Source organism: Arthrobacter gengyunqii (genome assembly GCF_023022985.1).
GTDB classification, from domain to species: domain Bacteria; phylum Actinomycetota; class Actinomycetes; order Actinomycetales; family Micrococcaceae; genus Arthrobacter_B; species Arthrobacter_B gengyunqii.
Window position 1 is genome coordinate 2919941 of the sequence record NZ_CP095461.1, and the last position, 16572, is coordinate 2936512.

At 66.7% G+C, this 16572-nt stretch carries 16 protein-coding genes and 1 pseudogene; 3 read left to right on the forward strand and 14 right to left on the reverse strand.

The window, feature by feature from the left end; genetic code table 11:
* Positions 1-20 precede the first annotated feature (20 nt).
* From MUG94_RS13335 to galU, 11 genes are all read right to left on the reverse strand, one after another.
* A complete protein-coding gene (locus tag MUG94_RS13335; RefSeq protein ID WP_227892246.1) occupies positions 21-1238 on the reverse strand; it encodes a pyridoxal phosphate-dependent aminotransferase in 1218 nt (405 codons plus the stop codon).
* 82 nt (positions 1239-1320) lie between these two features.
* Positions 1321-2283: an ABC transporter substrate-binding protein gene (locus MUG94_RS13340; RefSeq protein ID WP_227906587.1), complete on the reverse strand. Its 963-nt coding sequence runs from the start codon at positions 2281-2283 to the stop codon at positions 1321-1323.
* Positions 2280-3068, reverse strand: coding sequence for an ABC transporter permease (locus MUG94_RS13345; RefSeq protein WP_227892251.1), 789 nt, complete (start codon positions 3066-3068; stop codon positions 2280-2282). Before MUG94_RS13345 ends, MUG94_RS13340 begins: the two co-directional genes overlap by 4 nt.
* A 10-nt stretch (positions 3069-3078) precedes the next feature.
* Positions 3079-3852, reverse strand: coding sequence for an ABC transporter permease (locus MUG94_RS13350; RefSeq protein ID WP_227892253.1), 774 nt, complete (start codon positions 3850-3852; stop codon positions 3079-3081).
* 1 nt (position 3853) lies between these two features.
* Positions 3854-4996: an ABC transporter ATP-binding protein gene (locus tag MUG94_RS13355; protein ID WP_269438430.1), complete on the reverse strand. Its 1143-nt coding sequence runs from the start codon at positions 4994-4996 to the stop codon at positions 3854-3856.
* A 115-nt stretch (positions 4997-5111) separates the two neighbouring features.
* Complete coding sequence (locus tag MUG94_RS13360; protein ID WP_227906588.1) at positions 5112-5564, reverse strand: NUDIX hydrolase; 453 nt, start codon at positions 5562-5564, stop codon at positions 5112-5114.
* Positions 5557-6483 (reverse strand): N-acetylglucosamine kinase, encoded by a 927-nt coding sequence (locus MUG94_RS13365; RefSeq protein ID WP_227906590.1) that lies wholly within the window; start codon positions 6481-6483, stop codon positions 5557-5559. Before MUG94_RS13365 ends, MUG94_RS13360 begins: the two co-directional genes overlap by 8 nt.
* 39 nt (positions 6484-6522) lie before the next feature.
* On the reverse strand, positions 6523-7761 hold the full coding sequence (locus tag MUG94_RS13370) for a phosphotransferase (RefSeq protein WP_227906592.1): 1239 nt from the start codon (positions 7759-7761) through the stop codon (positions 6523-6525).
* Between the two features lie 25 nt (positions 7762-7786).
* The gene (locus MUG94_RS13375; protein WP_227906594.1) at positions 7787-8851 is read right to left on the reverse strand and encodes a hypothetical protein; all 1065 of its coding nucleotides are present in this window, start codon (positions 8849-8851) and stop codon (positions 7787-7789) included.
* Positions 8852-8938: 87 nt separating this feature from the next.
* Positions 8939-9553, reverse strand: a complete 615-nt coding sequence (locus tag MUG94_RS13380; protein WP_227892260.1) for a GNAT family N-acetyltransferase — start codon at positions 9551-9553, stop codon at positions 8939-8941.
* 4 nt (positions 9554-9557) lie between these two features.
* Entirely contained in the window at positions 9558-10463 is a 906-nt protein-coding gene (gene galU / locus MUG94_RS13385) for a UTP--glucose-1-phosphate uridylyltransferase GalU (protein WP_227892261.1), read from the reverse strand.
* A 78-nt stretch (positions 10464-10541) separates the two neighbouring features.
* Between galU and MUG94_RS13390 the strand changes: the two genes are divergently transcribed.
* Positions 10542-11165 carry a 5-formyltetrahydrofolate cyclo-ligase gene (locus MUG94_RS13390; RefSeq protein WP_227906597.1) on the forward strand — a complete coding sequence of 208 codons (624 nt, stop codon included), beginning with the start codon at positions 10542-10544 and terminating at the stop codon, positions 11163-11165.
* 94 nt (positions 11166-11259) lie between these two features.
* Positions 11260-11352: pseudogene (locus tag MUG94_RS13395) on the forward strand (FmdB family zinc ribbon protein); the annotation flags it as partial.
* Positions 11353-11414: 62 nt separating this feature from the next.
* On the opposite strand, the gene MUG94_RS13400 reads toward MUG94_RS13395, so the two are convergent.
* Positions 11415-11561, reverse strand: coding sequence for a hypothetical protein (locus MUG94_RS13400; protein ID WP_227892389.1), 147 nt, complete (start codon positions 11559-11561; stop codon positions 11415-11417).
* Positions 11562-11732: 171 nt separating this feature from the next.
* Between MUG94_RS13400 and cpaB the strand changes: the two genes are divergently transcribed.
* Positions 11733-12353: a Flp pilus assembly protein CpaB gene (cpaB, locus tag MUG94_RS13405; RefSeq protein WP_227906599.1), complete on the forward strand. Its 621-nt coding sequence runs from the start codon at positions 11733-11735 to the stop codon at positions 12351-12353.
* Between the two features lie 21 nt (positions 12354-12374).
* Here the strand turns inward: cpaB and MUG94_RS13410 are convergent, their stop codons facing one another.
* Entirely contained in the window at positions 12375-12563 is a 189-nt protein-coding gene (locus MUG94_RS13410; RefSeq protein WP_227906601.1) for a hypothetical protein, read from the reverse strand.
* Entirely contained in the window at positions 12560-16468 is a 3909-nt protein-coding gene (locus tag MUG94_RS13415) for a DUF4011 domain-containing protein (protein ID WP_423724216.1), read from the reverse strand. The genes MUG94_RS13410 and MUG94_RS13415 overlap by 4 nt, the downstream gene beginning before the upstream one ends.
* Positions 16469-16572: the final 104 nt, after the last annotated feature.

The window sequence follows — 16572 nt, forward strand, 5'->3', positions numbered from 1 at the left end:
TAGGCCCGCCCCGAATAGGCCTATTGCTTGTAGGTGCTGAGGAAATCGGCGAGCCGGATCATGGCGTCCTCGATGTCATCCACATTGGGCAGGGTCACCATCCGGAAATGGTCCGGCCGCACCCAGTTGAAGGCTGTGCCCACGGAAATCAGGATCTTCTGCTGCTTGAGCAGATCCAGGGCAAACTGCTCGTCGCTGGCGATCGGATAAACCTCCGGGTCCAGCTTCGGGAACAGGTACAGGGCGCCCATGGACAACTCGCAGCTCACTCCGGGAATGTCGTTGAGCATCTTGTGGGCCAGATCGCGCTGCGCCTTGAGCCTGCCGCCGGGCAGGATGAGGTCGTTGATGCTCTGGTAGCCGCCCAGGGCGGTCTGGATTGCATGCTGCGCCGGAACGTTGGCGCACAGGCGCATATTGGCGAGCAGGTTGATGCCCTCGATGTAATCGAGGGCCTCGTGCTTGGGTCCGGAGATGGCCATCCAGCCGCTGCGGTAGCCGGCAATCCGGTAGGCCTTGGACAGGCCGCTGAAGGTCAGGCACAGAACATCCTCGCCGGTGATCGTGGCTGAGTTCAGGTGCACGGCGTCGTCGTACAGGATCTTTTCGTAGATTTCGTCCGAGAAGATGATCAGCCCGTGTTTGCGGGCCAGGTCCACGATCGCCTTGACCACGTGCTCCGGATAGACCGCTCCGGTGGGGTTGTTGGGGTTGATCAGGACAATCCCCTTGGTCCGGTCGGTGATCTTGGACTCAAGGTCCTCGACGTCAGGCCACCAGTGCTCGTTTTCGTCGCACAGGTAGTGCACGGCGGTGCCGCCGGCCAGCGAAACGGAGGCAGTCCACAGCGGATAGTCCGGTGCGGGCACCAGGATCTCGTCGCCGTTGTTCAGCAGCGCCTGGAGCGAGAGCGTAATCAGTTCGCTGACCCCGTTGCCGAGGTACACGTCATCGACGTCGATGTTCTGGATGCCGCGGCTTTGGTAGTACTGAACGACGGCGGTGCGGGCCGAGAAAATGCCGCGGGAATCGCTGTACCCCTGGGCCTTGGGGAGGTGGCGCATCATGTCCACCAAAATGGCTTCCGGCGCCTCGAAACCGAAGGGCGCCGGGTTGCCGATGTTCAGCTTCAGGATCCGCTGCCCGGCCGCTTCCATACGCTGTGCATGCTCCAGCAGCGGCCCACGGATGTCATAGAGAACGTTGTGGAGCTTGTGGGACTGCTTGAATTCGGCCATAAAAACATGGTGCCACAGGCAGGGACCCCTCCCCGCACATATGAAGCGGAAAGGGGTCCCTGTAACGACGGTGATTCAAGGGTTAGATGAAGCCCTTTTCCTCCAGCCACATGCGGGCGGCTTCACTGGGATCCATCTTCTGGTCCCCGCTGACGGCCTGGTTCAGGTCGATGAGGTCCTCGGTGGTCAGTTCAGCCGACACTTTGTTCAGCACCTCCACAGCCTGGTCACTGACCGTTTGCGAGGAGGCCAGCGGAACCACCTGCTGGGCGGGCCAGTTCTGCAACGGGTCCTCCAACACCACCAGGTCATTTTCCTCAATGGCCGGAGTGGTGGTGTAGATGTCGGCGACCTGCACGTCGTCCTTGAGCAGGGCATCCACGGTTAGCGGACCGCCGCTGTCACCGATGGGCGTGAACTCCTTGAACTCGCAGCCGTACTTGTCCTTCAGCCCGATCAGCCCCTGGACGCGTTCCGCGAATTCCGCCGGGGCGGCCAGGGTCAGCTGGTCGCAGACCTTCGCCAGGTCCTCGATGCTCTCCAGGGAGTACTTCTCCGCAGTGGCCTGGGTGACCACCATGGCGTCCTTGTTCTCGGCGTCGGAAGGCTCGAGGATCACAAGGCCCTCGGGCAGGGCGCCGGGCAGGGCATCAACGATTTCGCCCGCATCCACGAGCTCGGTGTCCGGATCCACTCCCACCAGCAGCGCGCCGGTGTATTCCGGGATCAGATCGATGGACCCGTCTTCCAGCGCGGGGAGGTAGACCTCGCGCGAACCGATGCCGAGCTTGGTCTCTGCGGGGATGCCGGCACCGTTCAGCGCACCGGCATAGATCTCCGCCAAGGTGCTGGATTCGGGGAAGTCCGCCGATCCCACCACGATTGTTTCGGCAGCGCCGGACGCAGCGGTTTCCGACGGCGCTTCCGAGGCCAGCGGGTCACCTCCGCCGCCGCTGCACCCGGCCAGTCCGAGGGCCAGGGTGAGGCCTCCGGCCAGGACGATCAGTCCCTTGGGCCGGGCGATCCGGCGCTTGTGCTGCGTCATTGTTTTCCTCCTTGTGAGCCGGCGGCGGCAAATCCGCCGCCGCCGGTGGGTTTGGTAACGGTCGAAGCTGCAGGACCGGCCGCGGCAACGCGCCCCTTCTGCAGCCCGGGTGAAATCAAAAGACGTGCTGCCAACGCAATCACGGCATCCACTGCGAGCGCCAGCAAAGCGATGATGACCGCACCTCCGAAGACCCTGCCGTAGTCGCCGACGGCCAGTCCGTCGATGAGATACCGTCCCAGTCCGCCGAGGTTGATGGTGGCCACCACGGCGGCGGTGGCTACGACCTGCAGTGCGGCGCCGCGCAGTCCGCCAAACAGGACCTTGAGCCCGTTCGGGATCTCCACCCGGAACAGGATCTGCAGTTCGGTCATGCCCATGCTGCGCGCCGAGTCCACGATGCTGCGGTCCACGGCCGCTATCCCGGAATAGGTGCCGGCCAGCAGCGGCGGCACGGCCAGCAGGACCAGGGCCCAGATGGGCGGCATGAGGCCCAGGCCGGCCAGGAGCACAAAGAGGGTCAGCATGCCCAGTGTCGGCAGGGCTCGCAGCAGGCCGGAGATGGTCACCACGGCCACCTGTCCGCGTCCGGTGTGTCCGATGAACAGGCCGATCGGCACGGAAATGGCCAGGGCGATCAGCAGCGTCAGTCCCGTGTACTGCAAGTGTTCCAGGGTGCGCAGGGGAATCCCGGCGGTGCCGGTCCAGTTGGCGGGATCCGTCAGCCATTCCCAGCCCTGGCCCAGGGCATTGGTGGAGGTGTATTCGGTGCGGGGAATCGTCACGGCCACCGGGCTACGCCCCCTTCAGCGCGACGTCGGGCGCTGCTGCCGGGGTGCCGACGGGAGCCTGTGCGCCGGACCCCAATGCTCCGGCCGGGCTGCCGTGCCGGCGCTTCCGCAAACCGAACATGCCGGCGGAGGTGCCCGGCACCCGGCCAGCCCGCAGCCAGGGTGTCAGCGCACGCTGCAGCAGCACGAACACCAGGTCCATCAGGAAGGCCAGGACCAGGGTGGCAACAATGCCCACCACGATTTCGGTGATGAAGTAGCGCCGCAGCCCGTCCCGGAAGAAGAACCCCAGGTTTTCCACTCCGATGAGGGCACCGACGCTGACCATGGAGATGTTGCTGACCGATACCACCCGCAGCCCGGCAATCAGCACCGGCACGGACAGCGGCAGGTCCACGGTGAGGAAGCGGCGCAGCGGACGGTACCCCATGGCAACGGCTGCCTGCCGGACGCCGTCATCCACGGAGTCGAAGGCGTCCACGGCAACGCGCAGCATCAGTGCCACGGCGTAGATTGTCAGCGCGATGATGATGTTGCTGATGTCCAGGATGCGGGTTCCGAGGATGGCCGGCAGCGTCACGAAGAGTGCCAGGGACGGAATGGTGTAGAGCAGCGACCCGGCGGCGAGGACGGTGCCGCGCACACGGCTGCTGTTGCGGACCAGGGCGGCCAGCGGCACGGCAATGATGATGCCCAGGACCAGCGGCACGATGGACTGGTAGAGGTGCAGTCCGGTCAGCCGGAACACCTGGTCGGTGTGGGCGAGGAACCATTCCATGTCAGCCCGCGCTCCGCTGGAGCCTGGCCCGCTCGATGAGGTCCAGCACCTCGGCCGCCCTAATGGTTCCGGTGACCCGGTTTTCTGCGTCCACGGCCACACCCATCCCGGCAGGGGAGGACAGGGCGGCGTCGAGCGCCTGGCGCAGGGTCTCCCCCTCGCGGTACAGCGACCCTCCCGGAACCAGCTGATCCGCAGCAGTGATCGATGCCCGGCGGGACGCCGGCACCCAGCCCAGCGGCCGCCCGCCGTCGTCGACCGCGAGCGCCCAGTTCCCTTCCACGGCCGCCGAGGGATTCGCCAGCTCGGCGGGCGTCAGAAGCTGCACCGGATGAAGCGGCACACCGTTGCCTGCCTGGAAGGAGAGGTGACGGAAGCCGCGGTCCCGGCCGACAAAGCCCGCCACGAAGTCATCCACGGGAGCCCGCAGGATTTCTTCAGGGGCCGCGTACTGGGCCAGTCGCCCGCCGGCGCCGAAGACGGCAACCCGATCCCCCAGAATCGTTGCTTCATCAATGTCGTGGGTGACGAAAACGATGGTTTTGGCCAGATCCCGCTGCAGGCGCAGCAGTTCCTGCTGCAGTTCGGCGCGCACCACCGGGTCCACGGCGCTGAACGGCTCATCCATGAGCAGCACGGGCGGATCGGCGGCGAGTGCGCGGGCCACGCCCACCCGCTGCTGCTGCCCGCCGGAAAGCTGGGCCGGGTACCGTCCGCCCATCGCTGAGGCCAGCCCGACGACGTCGAGCAGTTCCGCGGCACGGGCCCGGGCAGCGGCTTTGGACTGCCCGTTGAGGCGCGGAACGGTTGCGACGTTGTCCAGCACGGTGCGGTGCGGCATCAGGCCGGCGGACTGCATCACGTATCCCATGGACCGCCGCAGCTGGGGAGCCTGAACCCCGCTGACGTCGGCGCCGTCCACCTTGATGGTTCCGGATGTGGGTTCCACCATGCGGTTGATCATGCGCAGGGAGGTGGTTTTTCCACAGCCGGAAGGTCCAACAAAGACGGTGATGGCACCGCGGGAGATATCCATGGTCAGATTCTCAACGGCGGGCACAGGAGATCCGGCGAAGGACTTGGTAACGCTCCGGAAGGTGATCATCGGCTCGGCTGCCTGTGGCGCGGATTCCGGCAGGGTCATGGGGAAACCTTCCGTGTTCTGTGCGGGAGTACCGCTTGTGGATGCGGGGGTTCCGCAGACGGGGTGTCCTGCCGTGTGATTACGGTAGGACACCCGGAGGATGTAGTCCAGCAGATCATTCGGAACTAACTGCCGTGCGGATGGCTGCCATCTTCAACCCCACCTGCACCAGGGGCGTCGCTCCCAGCTCCGGAACCTGCTCCAGCGGAACCCAGGCAGCCTCGTCGGTGCTGCCGTCCAGTTCATGGGTCAGCGTCCCAGAAAGGACACGGGCCCGGTAGATGATCCGCAGCGCGTGGAGCAGGCGCCGGTGTTCACCGGGAAAACGGTGTTCCGGTTCAATGAAGATGCTGTCCACCCCCAGCAGCTCCTCGGCTTCCACGAAATAGCCGGTCTCCTCGCGGACTTCCCGCACGACGGCGGCGGGCGCGTCCTCGCGCAGCTCCAGTCCCCCGCCGGGCAGGGTCCAGCCGGAGTAGCCGTGGTCATGCCAGTGGGAGAGCAGGACGCTGCCGTCGCGGATGACGACGGCGTAGGCGCCCACGCGGGTATCAAAGCCTTCAGCCACGCTGTACCTCCCGGGCGTCCAGGTACCGGACGCCGTGCACGGGGTCCTGCTCCAGGAACCGGATGCCGGTCAGTCCGGCGCGTTCCAGATCCTGCCTCAGCAGGTCCTGGAGCAGCGGCTGGTTCATGCCCAGTCCGCCGCCCACCACCACGGGACCGGTCATGTCCAGCAGCCGGGCAGTATCTGCCGCCAGACCGCTGAGGTGGCGCGCAGCTGCCGCCACGATTTCGCTGCCTGCGGCGCTGCCCTGCGTTGCGGCATCAAAGACCACGGAGGCTTTCGAGGACCAGTACCGCCGCCCGGTGCCGGTGTCGTGGAACAGGGCGATGAGCTGCTCCGGGTCGGTCACTGAGCAGGCGGTCAGCAGCGCTGCGGACAGCTCATCAGGATCCTGGCCGAGGTTGAAGCGGCGCAGAGTGTGCCGAACAGCTTCACGGCCCACCCAGTAACCGCTGCCTTCATCGCCAAGAAGGTAGCCCCAGCCGCCGCAGCGAGCTTCTTCTCCGGCCGGGCTGAGCCCCCAGGCCACGGATCCGGTGCCTGCAATCAGGGCAATACCGGCCGGTGTCTCGCCCGCCGCCAGGATCAGGCGGGTGTCATGGATGACGTCCACCGTTGCGCCCGGAACATGCGGGCTGATGAGCGCACGCAGCGCCGCGGCGTCGTCGGCGGTGTCAATACCGCCGGAACCGGCGATGACGCGGTCGGCCGTGACGGAGCCGAGGGCCCTGAAAATCTCGGCGAGATTGGCAGCGGCCTGCGCCGGCGGAACGTTCTGGACGTTGGCGCTACCGCTGACGGCTTCCGCAGCGGGAACCCCGTCGACCAGGAGCAGCCCCTGGGTTTTGGTTCCGCCGATGTCCAGGCCAATGACGATGCGTCCGGAACCTGCGGCCGGAGCCCCGCGGAGAATGTCCATTTCTCCACCCTACTTTCCAGCAGGGCCCAGCGGCACTTCTCAACGGTCGCGGGAACGAACCAGGAGCTCCTCCGCTGTGCTTAGCGTCCGTTCCGCGGCTCCCGGACCCCGGCCGGCGGCACCGGCCACGAGGGTCAACGCCACGGCGGCAGCCCGCGAATAGAGCGCGCCCGGATCCGTTGCGGCGGCGAAGGCAGCCGCAAAGCGTTCCGCCGCGGTCCGCAGACCGGCCCGCCGGGGATTTACGGCTGCAAAAACATACAGGTGACCCGCAAAACAGGCGAGGTCGTCCACCAGGTGTCCCGGGCCGAGTGCGTCCACATCAAGCATCCCGCTGATCTTCCAGCCGGTCCGGCCCTTGTCGGGGAGCAAGTTGCCGAGGAGCAGATTGTTCACGGGCGAGTCGTCGACGAGCAGGTTTCCGCCGTGAAAGTCGCCGTGCGCGGGCACCAGCGGTCCCGGGTCGGCAGCGCAGACCGCTGCATGGGTTTCCGCTGCGCACCGGGCGATTCGTTCCGCCTCCTGCGGAAGCGCCACGACGGCGCCTGCGGCATAGTCCATGACGCGGTCTGCCCACGCCGGTTTGCGGGGAAGGCTCAGGGCCGCTGCCGGGAGCCCGGCCAGAAGCTCAAGCAGGGCCTGCGGTTCAATGCCGGCAGGGAAGGCGTGGAGGTGCTGATGCAGGGAGCGGCCGGGAAGGGCTCCCAGCGCCAATATGCTGTCCGGCTCCGGTACGGCTCCGGAGGTGATGTCCAGCAGCGGGGGTACGGGAAGGCCGGCAGCTGCAGCCGCTTCCAGCCGGCGGCGGAGCCCGGGAACCTGGCCCGGCTGCAGGACCTTGAGGTAGGCGGTGGATTCCTCGAAGGTGCAACGGATAACCGCACGGCGCAGCGGCCGGTAAGCCGCCAGCGTCAACGATGCCCGGGCGCCGTCTGTTCCGGCGGCAAACAGGTCCCGGGCCACAGTGTCGGGATTGGTGGCCCAGGCCAAACTTGGAAGGACGGGGTCCCGGGGGTGCACCCAGAGCCGGACCGCCGTACCGTCCACGGATCCCCGCACCGTCCGGCGGCCCTGTTCCGGTGTCAGGGCAGCAGTGGTTGCACCGACCTGCAGTTGTACGGGTTGGCGGGGGCTGTCGGCTGAGCTGCGGCGGGGCACGCCGGCCACCCGGTAAAGGGCACTGATTCCTGCACCCGGACGGTGATGAGTGCGCAGGTGGCTCCAGGAGAGGGGCACCAGCCCCAGTGGACGCAGCGCGGCCGTCAACGGCCCGGACATGCCCGGGCCCTCCAAACGGGATTTACTAAGCGCGGCGGCGCTGGAGCACATCGTCGAGATTGATCTTGCCGGTGCCGGGAGCTGCATCGGAACCGGTGGAGTCCGAGGACTCTGCAGCCGCGGCGGCTGCACCGGCGCGGAGGGAGGTGCGGGCGGCAGGCTTGGGTGTCTGCGGCGGAACAAGCGGTTCCGGTGCCGGCCGCTGGGCTACGGGGGCTTCCACGTAGACGGGCTTGGGCACCGCCACTGGTTCCCAGGGTGTCGTGGAGGTTTTCGGCGGCCCGGCAGGAGCCTGCGGGGTTGATGCGGCAGCAAACTCGAGTGCGGCGCTGCGCAGTTCAGCTGCCGTCAGCGGCCGGTCGGAGGAGCCCGGGGCGGTGGTGACTGTAGCCTTCCCGACGGCCTCGTCCGCGGTTTCGGCGGACCCGTTCTTGGCACCCGGGAAGCTCTGCGCGTCGAACAGGACCGTCTCGCGCTGCGGCCGCACGGGTTCTGCGGCGGCCGCCGGCTGCTCGGCTGCCGGCTCGGGTGCGGATACCGGAACCTGCCGGATGCCGGCGCTCATGGCAGCCCGGAAGGCGGCATCGACGCGGTGTCTGCGGTCCCGCACAGCGAGGACGCGAAGAGATGCGATTGCTGCCCCGGCCACTGCTGCTCCGCCCAGGGGCATCCACCACGAAACAGCACCGAAAACGGCCAGCGGCAGTCCAAGAACAACCATGAGCAGGGCCAGCGCACCGGCCAGCGCCAGAGCGGTTCGGCCGTAGCGGATCCGGAAGCCCTGCTGCGGACTCTGCGGACGCCCGGATACACCGGCGGCCCGTGTGCCGGGAGCAGCAGTGCCGGACCGCACGGCTGACGCGTGCTGCGAGGTGGACTCGTTGTACATGGTTTTCCCCTGCTGGGACAGTCCATCGGCGGAGATGGAAGAGCGGATGGCTGTTGAGGAGGGAGCCGGGCGCGCTGCCGGCCGGGAGACTGCCGACACCGGAACGGTGTCTGACAGGCGGAAAAGGTAGGGGGCAACCCACAGCAGCCAGAGACCAACGGTGACGGCCAGGATCAGGGAGCTGTTAAGAGGGAAGTCCACATCTACGACGTTATGAGCTAATGCACAGGTCGCTGCGCATTACTGGCGGTGTGTCGGCGTTCAGTGGCAAAAAAGGATGCGCCAGGGTCACCTAGTGGCCAGCCAGCGGTTCAACAGGCCGTCAGGAACATCCTCCGTGGTGAGCGCAAAGCTGCGGTGGTCAGCCCAAACACCCGCGATGTGCAGGTACCGCTTCCGCAGTCCTTCGTCACGGAATCCCAGCTTCTCGACCACACGCAGGCTGGGGGCATTGTCCGGCTTGATGTTGATTTCCATCCGGTGCAGCCCCAGGGCACCAAAACAGTGGTCCGTGGCCATTGCCACCGCTGTTGGAGCGATCCCGCGGCCCGCCCTCGCTTCATCCACCCAGTAGCCCAGGGTGGCCATGCGGGCGGATCCCCAGACGATCGTGGAGACGGTCAGCTGTCCGGCGATGGCAGGCGGGGACCGCAGATCGTCACGTTCAGTGATGAGGAAAGGAAGGGCAGATTCCTGACGCGCCTGCTGGTTCAAGCTGCGCACCATGGCCGCATAGGAGGGAAGGGCACCGCCGGGAAGCGGATTGCTCGCCTCCCAGCGTGCCATCCATTGGGCATTGCGGATGCGGAGGCCGGTCCATTCACGGCGGTCGCGGTAGCGGATGGGACGCAGTCCCACATCTCCGCATTCCAGCGTCACCGGCCAGATGGCCGACCCCCACATGGCATCAGCTTTCGAGCGTACCGGTAAAGCCCTTGAGCCACTCGCGCAGGTCCGGGCCCAGGTCTTCGCGCTCGGAGGCCAGCGTGACCACGGCCTTCAGGTAGCTGAGCTTGTCGCCGGTATCGTACCGCCGGCCTCGGAAAACGACGCCGTAAACGCCGGCGCCTTCGCCTTCCTCCCGTGCAGCCAGAGTCTGCAGGGCATCGGTCAGCTGGATCTCTCCCCCGCGGCCCGGTCCGGTTTCCTCCAGCACCTCAAACACTGCCGGGTGAAGGACATAGCGGCCGATGACTGCCAGGTTGGACGGCGCCTCGTCAACATCGGGCTTTTCCACCAGCTTGTTCACGCGGACGTAGTCTTCGCCTTCGACCACGGAGATATCGGCGCAGCCGTAGGCGCTGATCTGCTCCGGCTCCACCTCGATGAGGGCAATGACCGAGCCGCCGGTCTTGGCCTGGACCTCAACCATTTTGGTGAGCAGTTCATCGCGGGCATCAATCAGGTCATCACCCAGGAGGACGGCGAACGGCTCGTTTCCTACGTGGAGCTTGGCGCGCAGCACGGCGTGCCCGAGGCCCTTGGGGTCGCCCTGGCGCAGGTAGTGAATCTCGCCAAGTTCCGATGCCGCCCGCACCAGGGCGAGCTTCTCAAGATCGCCCTTGTCTTCAAGCGTCTTTTCAATAAAGGGAACGCGGTCAAAATGGTCTTCCAGGGACCGCTTGTTGCGGCCGGTAATCATCAGAATGTCGGACATGCCGGAATTAACGGCCTCCTCCACCACGTACTGGATGGCGGGCTTATCCACTACCGGCAGCATTTCCTTCGGCATGGCTTTGGTGGCCGGCAGGAAGCGGGTACCCAGCCCGGCGGCGGGAATTACGGCTTTGGTTACGGTGGCGCGTGAAGTCATGTCCGTAAGAGTACATAAGCGCGGCCCCATTACACCAAATAGGCGTTGATTCCGGACGACAGTTGCGACAATGGACGAATGGTGAACACTGCTGCTCCCAAGGACCTGGCCCGGAACGATTATCGGCGGCTCCGCCGTGAATTGCCCCCTGAGGCTCCGCTGGCTGCCGGCAGGGCGTTGGCGTCCCGCGCTTTCAGCGTCATCCCGGATCTGGTGTCGCCCAAGGCCACGGTGGCCGCGTACTTGTCCGGCGGACGCGAACCTGACACGGCCGAACTGCTGGCGGGACTGCACGGGAGAGGATACGACGTCGTCGTTCCCGTGTGCGAGCCGGACCGCAGGCTTTCCTGGTGCCGCTGGACGCCCGATTCCGTCCTCGTGCCGGGACTCTTCCCGTCCGTCCCCGAACCCGCGGGGCCCCGCTTGTCAGTGCAGGATTTGCCGGGCCTGGAACTGCTTCTGGTTCCGGCCCTGGCCGTGGACATGGCCGGAATGCGCATGGGAAAGGGCGGCGGCTACTATGACCGATTCCTGGCCGGTCTTCGGGCCGCAGGCAATGCTGCACCGGCCGTGGGCGTGGTCTATGACCATGAAGTCGCTCCCGCGCAGTCCTGGATTTCCGATTCCCTGGACCAGCCGGTCAACGCGGTGCTAACCCCGTCACAGTGGACTGAGCTGCCGCTGGAGCCGGTGTATAGTTAGCACTCAAGGCCACCGAGTGCCAACCGCCGTGACACCAGTTCATGGGCCAGCCGGATCGGGGCCTGACATCTTGGTTCTCAGGAGGAGTAAGTAAGTGCCTACGTATGCCTATGCCTGCAAGGACTGCAGCCACACTTTCGATATCCAGCAGTCCTTCACCGATGACACCCTGACTGTTTGTCCTGCGTGCAGCGGGAACCTGCGCAAGAAGTTCAACAGCGTGGGGGTCGTGTTTAAGGGGTCAGGCTTCTACCGCACCGATTCCCGCGACGCCAAGAGCACGGTTCCGGCGGCACCGGCCAAGACTGACAGCGCAACATCGGCTTCCTCGTCGACGACGGCTTCCTCCTCTTCCTCTTCCGCAGGCTCCGCGAATGCCGGCTCCTCTTCGGGCACGGGATCTTCCGCGGCCTAGCACGCACTGCTCCTCCCCAGCCGCTCTTTGGCGGAGGAGGATCCACAGCATCCCGGACGGTCCGTGCCTGCCACTGATCCCGCGCCTATGTTCAGTGTGTGAGCCCTTACCCCGCGCCGAACGCCAGCCTCTCCTCCAGGGTTCGCCTGCGGATGAGGAGATTCCTGCTTCGCCGCCGGCGCCTGCTCGCCGCCCTGCTGTGCTGCGCCGCCGCCGGCACTGCCGTTCAGGCGCTGCTGCCGCCGGAAGCAGGTGAACTCTCCCTGGTGGTATCCGCCGCCGATCTTCCAGCCGGCACAGTGCTGACGGAACAGGATCTCCGGACGGCAACGGTTCCGGCCACAGCGGCACCGCCGGGATCGTTCACGCTGTCCGCCCAAGCGGCCGGGCATCGGCTGGCCACTCCCCTGAAGCAGGGCAGCCCGGTTCTGGAAACATCTTTAGTGGGTACCGGACTCCTGACCGGCGCGCCACCGGGGTCCGTGGCAGTTGCGGTCCGTCCCGCGGATCCGGCTCTGGTCCGTCTGCTGACACCGGGACAGCTTGTGGACGTGGTCCTGGCGAACCCTGACGGGCAGCCCAACCCCGGCGGGCCGGCACTCCTGGCCGCCGGTGCCCCCATCCTGTGGACTGCCGTGGACGGCGATTCCGCCTGGCCCGGCTCCACTGAAAGCGGAGCCATGGTGGTGCTGGCGGCAGCAGCGGACCAGGCTGCCGCTCTTGCCGCAGCCTCAGGATCCGGACAAGTTCACCTGATTCTGACCGGCGGCTGAACTTTTACAGCGTCGGCAGCCTCAGTGCCAGTGCGGCGGCCGCTGTTCCAGCAGCCAGGAGTCCCGGTCCTCGGGCTCGTCGCCCCAAGCACGGGGATCGTCCTCCTCGGCCTTGGCTTTGAGTACAGGCGGCACTTCTTCCTTCTGCGCCGCCGCCGGGCGGGGAACGGTTCCCCCGCTCGCGCGGCGGTGCGGCTTCCGGGGCGTCACGGCCGCCGGGCCTCCCGGTTTGAGGCGTCGGGATCGGTCTCAGGGTTGGACACGACCGTGCCGCGTTCCCTGATGCGGCTGCTGCCGTGCGCTACCGGCGGCATGCTGCCGCGGCGCGCCAGCGACCCGCTGACGGAGGCTCCGGCGGCACGGGCAGCCTTTTCCTCGCCCTCCTTGGGTGCGGGCAGGTTGAGGTAGCGTCCCACCAGATCCGCGCACGCCGACGGATCGCTGAAGACCTCGATGGTCCACAGCGGCATGTAGCGCCAGCCCAGCCGCTCCAGCAGCTGGGGCCGCAGGCGGCTGCGCTCACGCACGCTCATCGTCCGGTACCGCTCAGTGCCGTCGGACTCGATCGCCATTGGCACCGCGGGTTCACCGTCGGTGCTGTTGCGGTCAACAGTGGCCACGATGTCGATGGTTCCCTGGTAATGGTCCCAAACCTTGGCACCGCGGGCACGAAGCCGGTTGACGAGGTCCGCGACCAGCGGGTCCTCGTCCATGATCCCGCCGGCACTGCTGTCAGCGCCGCGGGGCGCCGAGCCTGTTTCCGCCGCATCGCTGCGCCGGGCGGCCGATGCGGGGGACGGATCCAGTTCCCGGTTGATGAGGTCGTAGAAATCAAGGGCCCCGTATCCCAGGCGTGATTTGTCCAGGTCCTCCGGACGGAAGCAGGTCAGTACATGCAGCCTGCTGCGGGCGCGCGTCATGGCGGTGAGGAACTTGCCCCGCCCGTCAGACGCAGACAGCGGCCCGAAGGTATGCAGCGCCCGTCCATGCGGGGTGCGTCCGAAACCGAGGGAGAAAATCACGCTGTCGCGCACCAATCCCGCCGCACGGTCCACGGGGACCACCCGGAAGGATTCCTTGCCCGGGGTGAAGAAGTCGGAGGCCCAGGGGAAATTGGCCATCTGTACCCGGATTGCCTCGGCAACGCGCACGGCGTGCCGCGGACTGGCCGTGACAACGGCCAGGGACTGGTGCGGGCGGCGGCGGATGTGCTCAAAGACCAGGTCGACAACCCGGTTGACCTCGGCCGCCACGCTTTCGACGCCCTCGTGGTCTGCACTGGGCATGCCCGTGCCGTCCGCGAGGTACTCAACGATGATCGGACGTTCGCCCGAGGAAATCTCGTCGCCGCGGGGAACCGTGGTCAGGCGGCCGTCGTAGAAACTGCGGCTCAGCTGGTTCATGAGGGCGCGGTCGGTGCCGCGGTAGACCGTGGACAGCGTCCGGGTGGGGAGGACCTCTGCGAGGGCTTCGTAGACGCTGACGAGGTCGTGCTGTTCCCCCGCCGGCCGGGACGGCTCAACGTCAATCGTGAAGGGCCGCGGACCGCCGAGCTGCCCGTCGCCGAACACAACCACTTGGGCAGCCCGTGCCAGGGCCGGAACCGCAGACTGCAGGGAGGTGGATTCGGCATCGAGCACAATAACTGCGTCGAAGGACCTGCTGCCCGGCAGTACCATGGGCAGGACCAGCGGGCTGGCAGCCCAGATCGGCAGCAGTGCGGAAACCAGCTCCGTTGACTGCGCGCACAGGTCCGGAAGGGTCAGCGGGCCGCTCTTGATGGCGTCCCTCAGGGTGGCGGCGTCGGAGGGCGCTGCCTTCACGCCGCGGCGCCACCGGTCGGCCAGGGCAAACCGTACTCTGGAACTGCCGGAGGCAATGTGGGCATTGTCGGCCAGCCGGTATTCGGCTTCGAGCCGGCGTAGGCTGTCGCCGTCGGACATGGCCAGGTAGTCATCGCCGCTGATCATTGCTTCGAGCGCGGACTGCCACCAGGCAAGTTCCAGCTCGTAGCCAACCTGACGCGGCTGGACTTCACGGGCTTCGAGGTCGTCCAGCAGTTCGCCCAAGCCCTGACCGCGCATTTCATCCAGCAGGAGGGTGCGTTCGGGCAGGGTTTCCAGCGTTTCCCGGTCTCCTGCCAGCGCATCGAGCTGCTTCTCCAGCTCGTCCAGCGTCAGCTCGGCGAGGTTCGGCTTGGCCGGCGTCCCGTCGAGGATGCCGGTGAGGGTGTCCAGTTGTTCCTTGACGGTGATGTAGGACCGGTTGATGTCGGCCAGTCCGGTGGGCACCGAGGGGTGGCGCTGCGTCGTGGCATAGCGGCCCCATACGGCGCGCTGCTGCTGGACCTCGACGAGTGAAGAGTGCAGGTCTGAGATGTGCACCCCGGGACGGATGTACTCCTTGGCGACCCGCCGCAGGCGGGAACGGGTCATGGAACTCATGTCCACTGCGCGTTCACGCCGCCAGGACGAGGACGCCGTGGCGGAAATCAGATCGCTGACCGGACGGTCGAAGATGTCCGGGGTGAACTTGTCCAGGCTTTCGCGCACGGCCACGAGCAGCTCCAGCTGCTCGCCCCACTGCGCGAAGGTTTCACCCAGCCGGATCTGCGAATGCTCGGCCACTGCCTGCACCTGGGCGCGCAGTTCCGGCAGGTCCCGGGCCAGGCTTTGGGTGAGTTCGTAGGCCTCTTCCGTTTCCTTGCGGTTGAGAAGTTTGGCACCGAACCAGGGGCTGCTGGTGGCGGCACGGCTGAAGCTGCCCAATTCCGCGGCCCGGCGCAGCCGCCCGGTCAGCTCGGTGCGGTCCGTGATGCTGTCCAGGACGCTGCGCTTGAGCCGAACGGTGGTGGCGGGGGCCGGGCTCATGGACGTCAGTTCCGCAAGGGACTGCATGGCCTGGTACGGAGAGCAGCCCCAGCGCCGGCGCACGTTGTGCAGTGATTTGACGTGGTCCCGCAGCTGGTGCCGGTTGGAGACCAGGACCTTGTGCAGGCTCTCCAGATCCGGGTCTGCGGCCTTCTCGTTGCGGACGATGGCCCGGATCAGCTGATCCTTCAACTGCTCCTCAGTCAGGCCCGCATTGAGTTGGAGGACGGCGGATCCGAGGTGCAGGGAATCCAGTTCGGAGACGAACTGATTCAGCGTGCCGCGGCGTTCCGCCACGACCAGCACGGACTTTCCGGCATGGACCAGCGCGGCGGCGGCATTGAGCGCGGTTTGCGTCTGTCCGGTTCCGGGAGGCGCGGAGACCACCAGGGACTGGCCGTCCAGGATCAGGTCCAGGACGGCCTGCTGTTCGCGGTCGGCGTCCAGCACCAGCAGTTCATCAGCCGGCAGGCGGTCATCCAGGGGCGGAAGCGCGGGTTCCTTGGCGGCCGGGGCCCCTGTGCCCTTGCCTTGGGCGGAATCCATCAGGGCGCGAAGGATGGGATGGGCCGGATCAAGGGCGCTGTCCTCGGCCAGGTCCGACAGATCCGCGAAGGTGGAAACCAGGAGCCGGTGTTCGATGTTGATGCCGCGGACGCCGTCCGTGACGGCCCGCAGTTTCTCCAGGACGGGGTGCGGATCAAACCGTGCGGTGCCGTAGGCCAGGCGGGCCAGGGCTTCGACGTCGATGTCCAGTTCCTGTTCATGCTGCAGGTGCCGGACAAACGCGGGGTTCAGGGCTGCCTTGTCGGTTAGCTGCAGCTCATAGTCGTCCTGCGAGGGGTGCACGGTCAGCGAGACCGGTGTCAGCAGGACCGGAGCGGTCAAGGACTCGGGACGGACGGCGTCGTCGTCGGCATAGCGCCAGGAGGCGGTGCCCGCGGCAAGGTAGCCGACGTCGATCCCGCGGTCGGTACCCAGCTCGTAGATCTTGGCGCGCAGGAGGCGTCCGGCCTTCATGGCGGCTCCGTACTGCTCGGAATCGCGCAGCAGGGTGGACAGCCGTGTGCGGCGTCCCGCCAGCAGCTGGGCCAGCCCGGACGGATGCGCATGGGTCAGATCGATGCTGTTGGAGGGTGACGGGGTGAAGTGAAGCAACGTGTCCGATCCGGCATGCTGTCCCAGTTGCCCCAGCCACGGCAGCAGGAAGTCCGAGGCGTTGTCCCCGGGATTCTGCTCAGACACTGGTGCCCTCTTTTCTGCACTTCCGCGCGACGTTCTTGACCAAATTGGCATACCTTCCAAACTATCGCTTCTCGCCGGGTTTGCCCTACATAGCAACGCGGGGA

What these genes read in the sequence shown, in the direction of transcription:
- MUG94_RS13335 (WP_227892246.1), bottom strand. Translation starts at nt 1,238, where the DNA reads ATGGCCGAATTCAAGCAGTCCCACAAGCTCCACAACGTTCTCTATGAC.
- galU (WP_227892261.1), bottom strand. Translation starts at nt 10,463, where the DNA reads ATGACTTCACGCGCCACCGTAACCAAAGCCGTAATTCCCGCCGCCGGG.
- MUG94_RS13370 (WP_227906592.1), bottom strand. Translation starts at nt 7,761, where the DNA reads ATGTCCGGGCCGTTGACGGCCGCGCTGCGTCCACTGGGGCTGGTGCCC.
- MUG94_RS13390 (WP_227906597.1), top strand. Translation starts at nt 10,542, where the DNA reads ATGGTGAACACTGCTGCTCCCAAGGACCTGGCCCGGAACGATTATCGG.
- MUG94_RS13340 (WP_227906587.1), bottom strand. Translation starts at nt 2,283, where the DNA reads ATGACGCAGCACAAGCGCCGGATCGCCCGGCCCAAGGGACTGATCGTC.
- MUG94_RS13380 (WP_227892260.1), bottom strand. Translation starts at nt 9,553, where the DNA reads ATGTGGGGGTCGGCCATCTGGCCGGTGACGCTGGAATGCGGAGATGTG.
- MUG94_RS13365 (WP_227906590.1), bottom strand. Translation starts at nt 6,483, where the DNA reads ATGGACATTCTCCGCGGGGCTCCGGCCGCAGGTTCCGGACGCATCGTC.
- MUG94_RS13355 (WP_269438430.1), bottom strand. Translation starts at nt 4,996, where the DNA reads ATGACCCTGCCGGAATCCGCGCCACAGGCAGCCGAGCCGATGATCACC.
- MUG94_RS13350 (WP_227892253.1), bottom strand. Translation starts at nt 3,852, where the DNA reads ATGGAATGGTTCCTCGCCCACACCGACCAGGTGTTCCGGCTGACCGGA.
- cpaB (WP_227906599.1), top strand. Translation starts at nt 11,733, where the DNA reads ATGAGGAGATTCCTGCTTCGCCGCCGGCGCCTGCTCGCCGCCCTGCTG.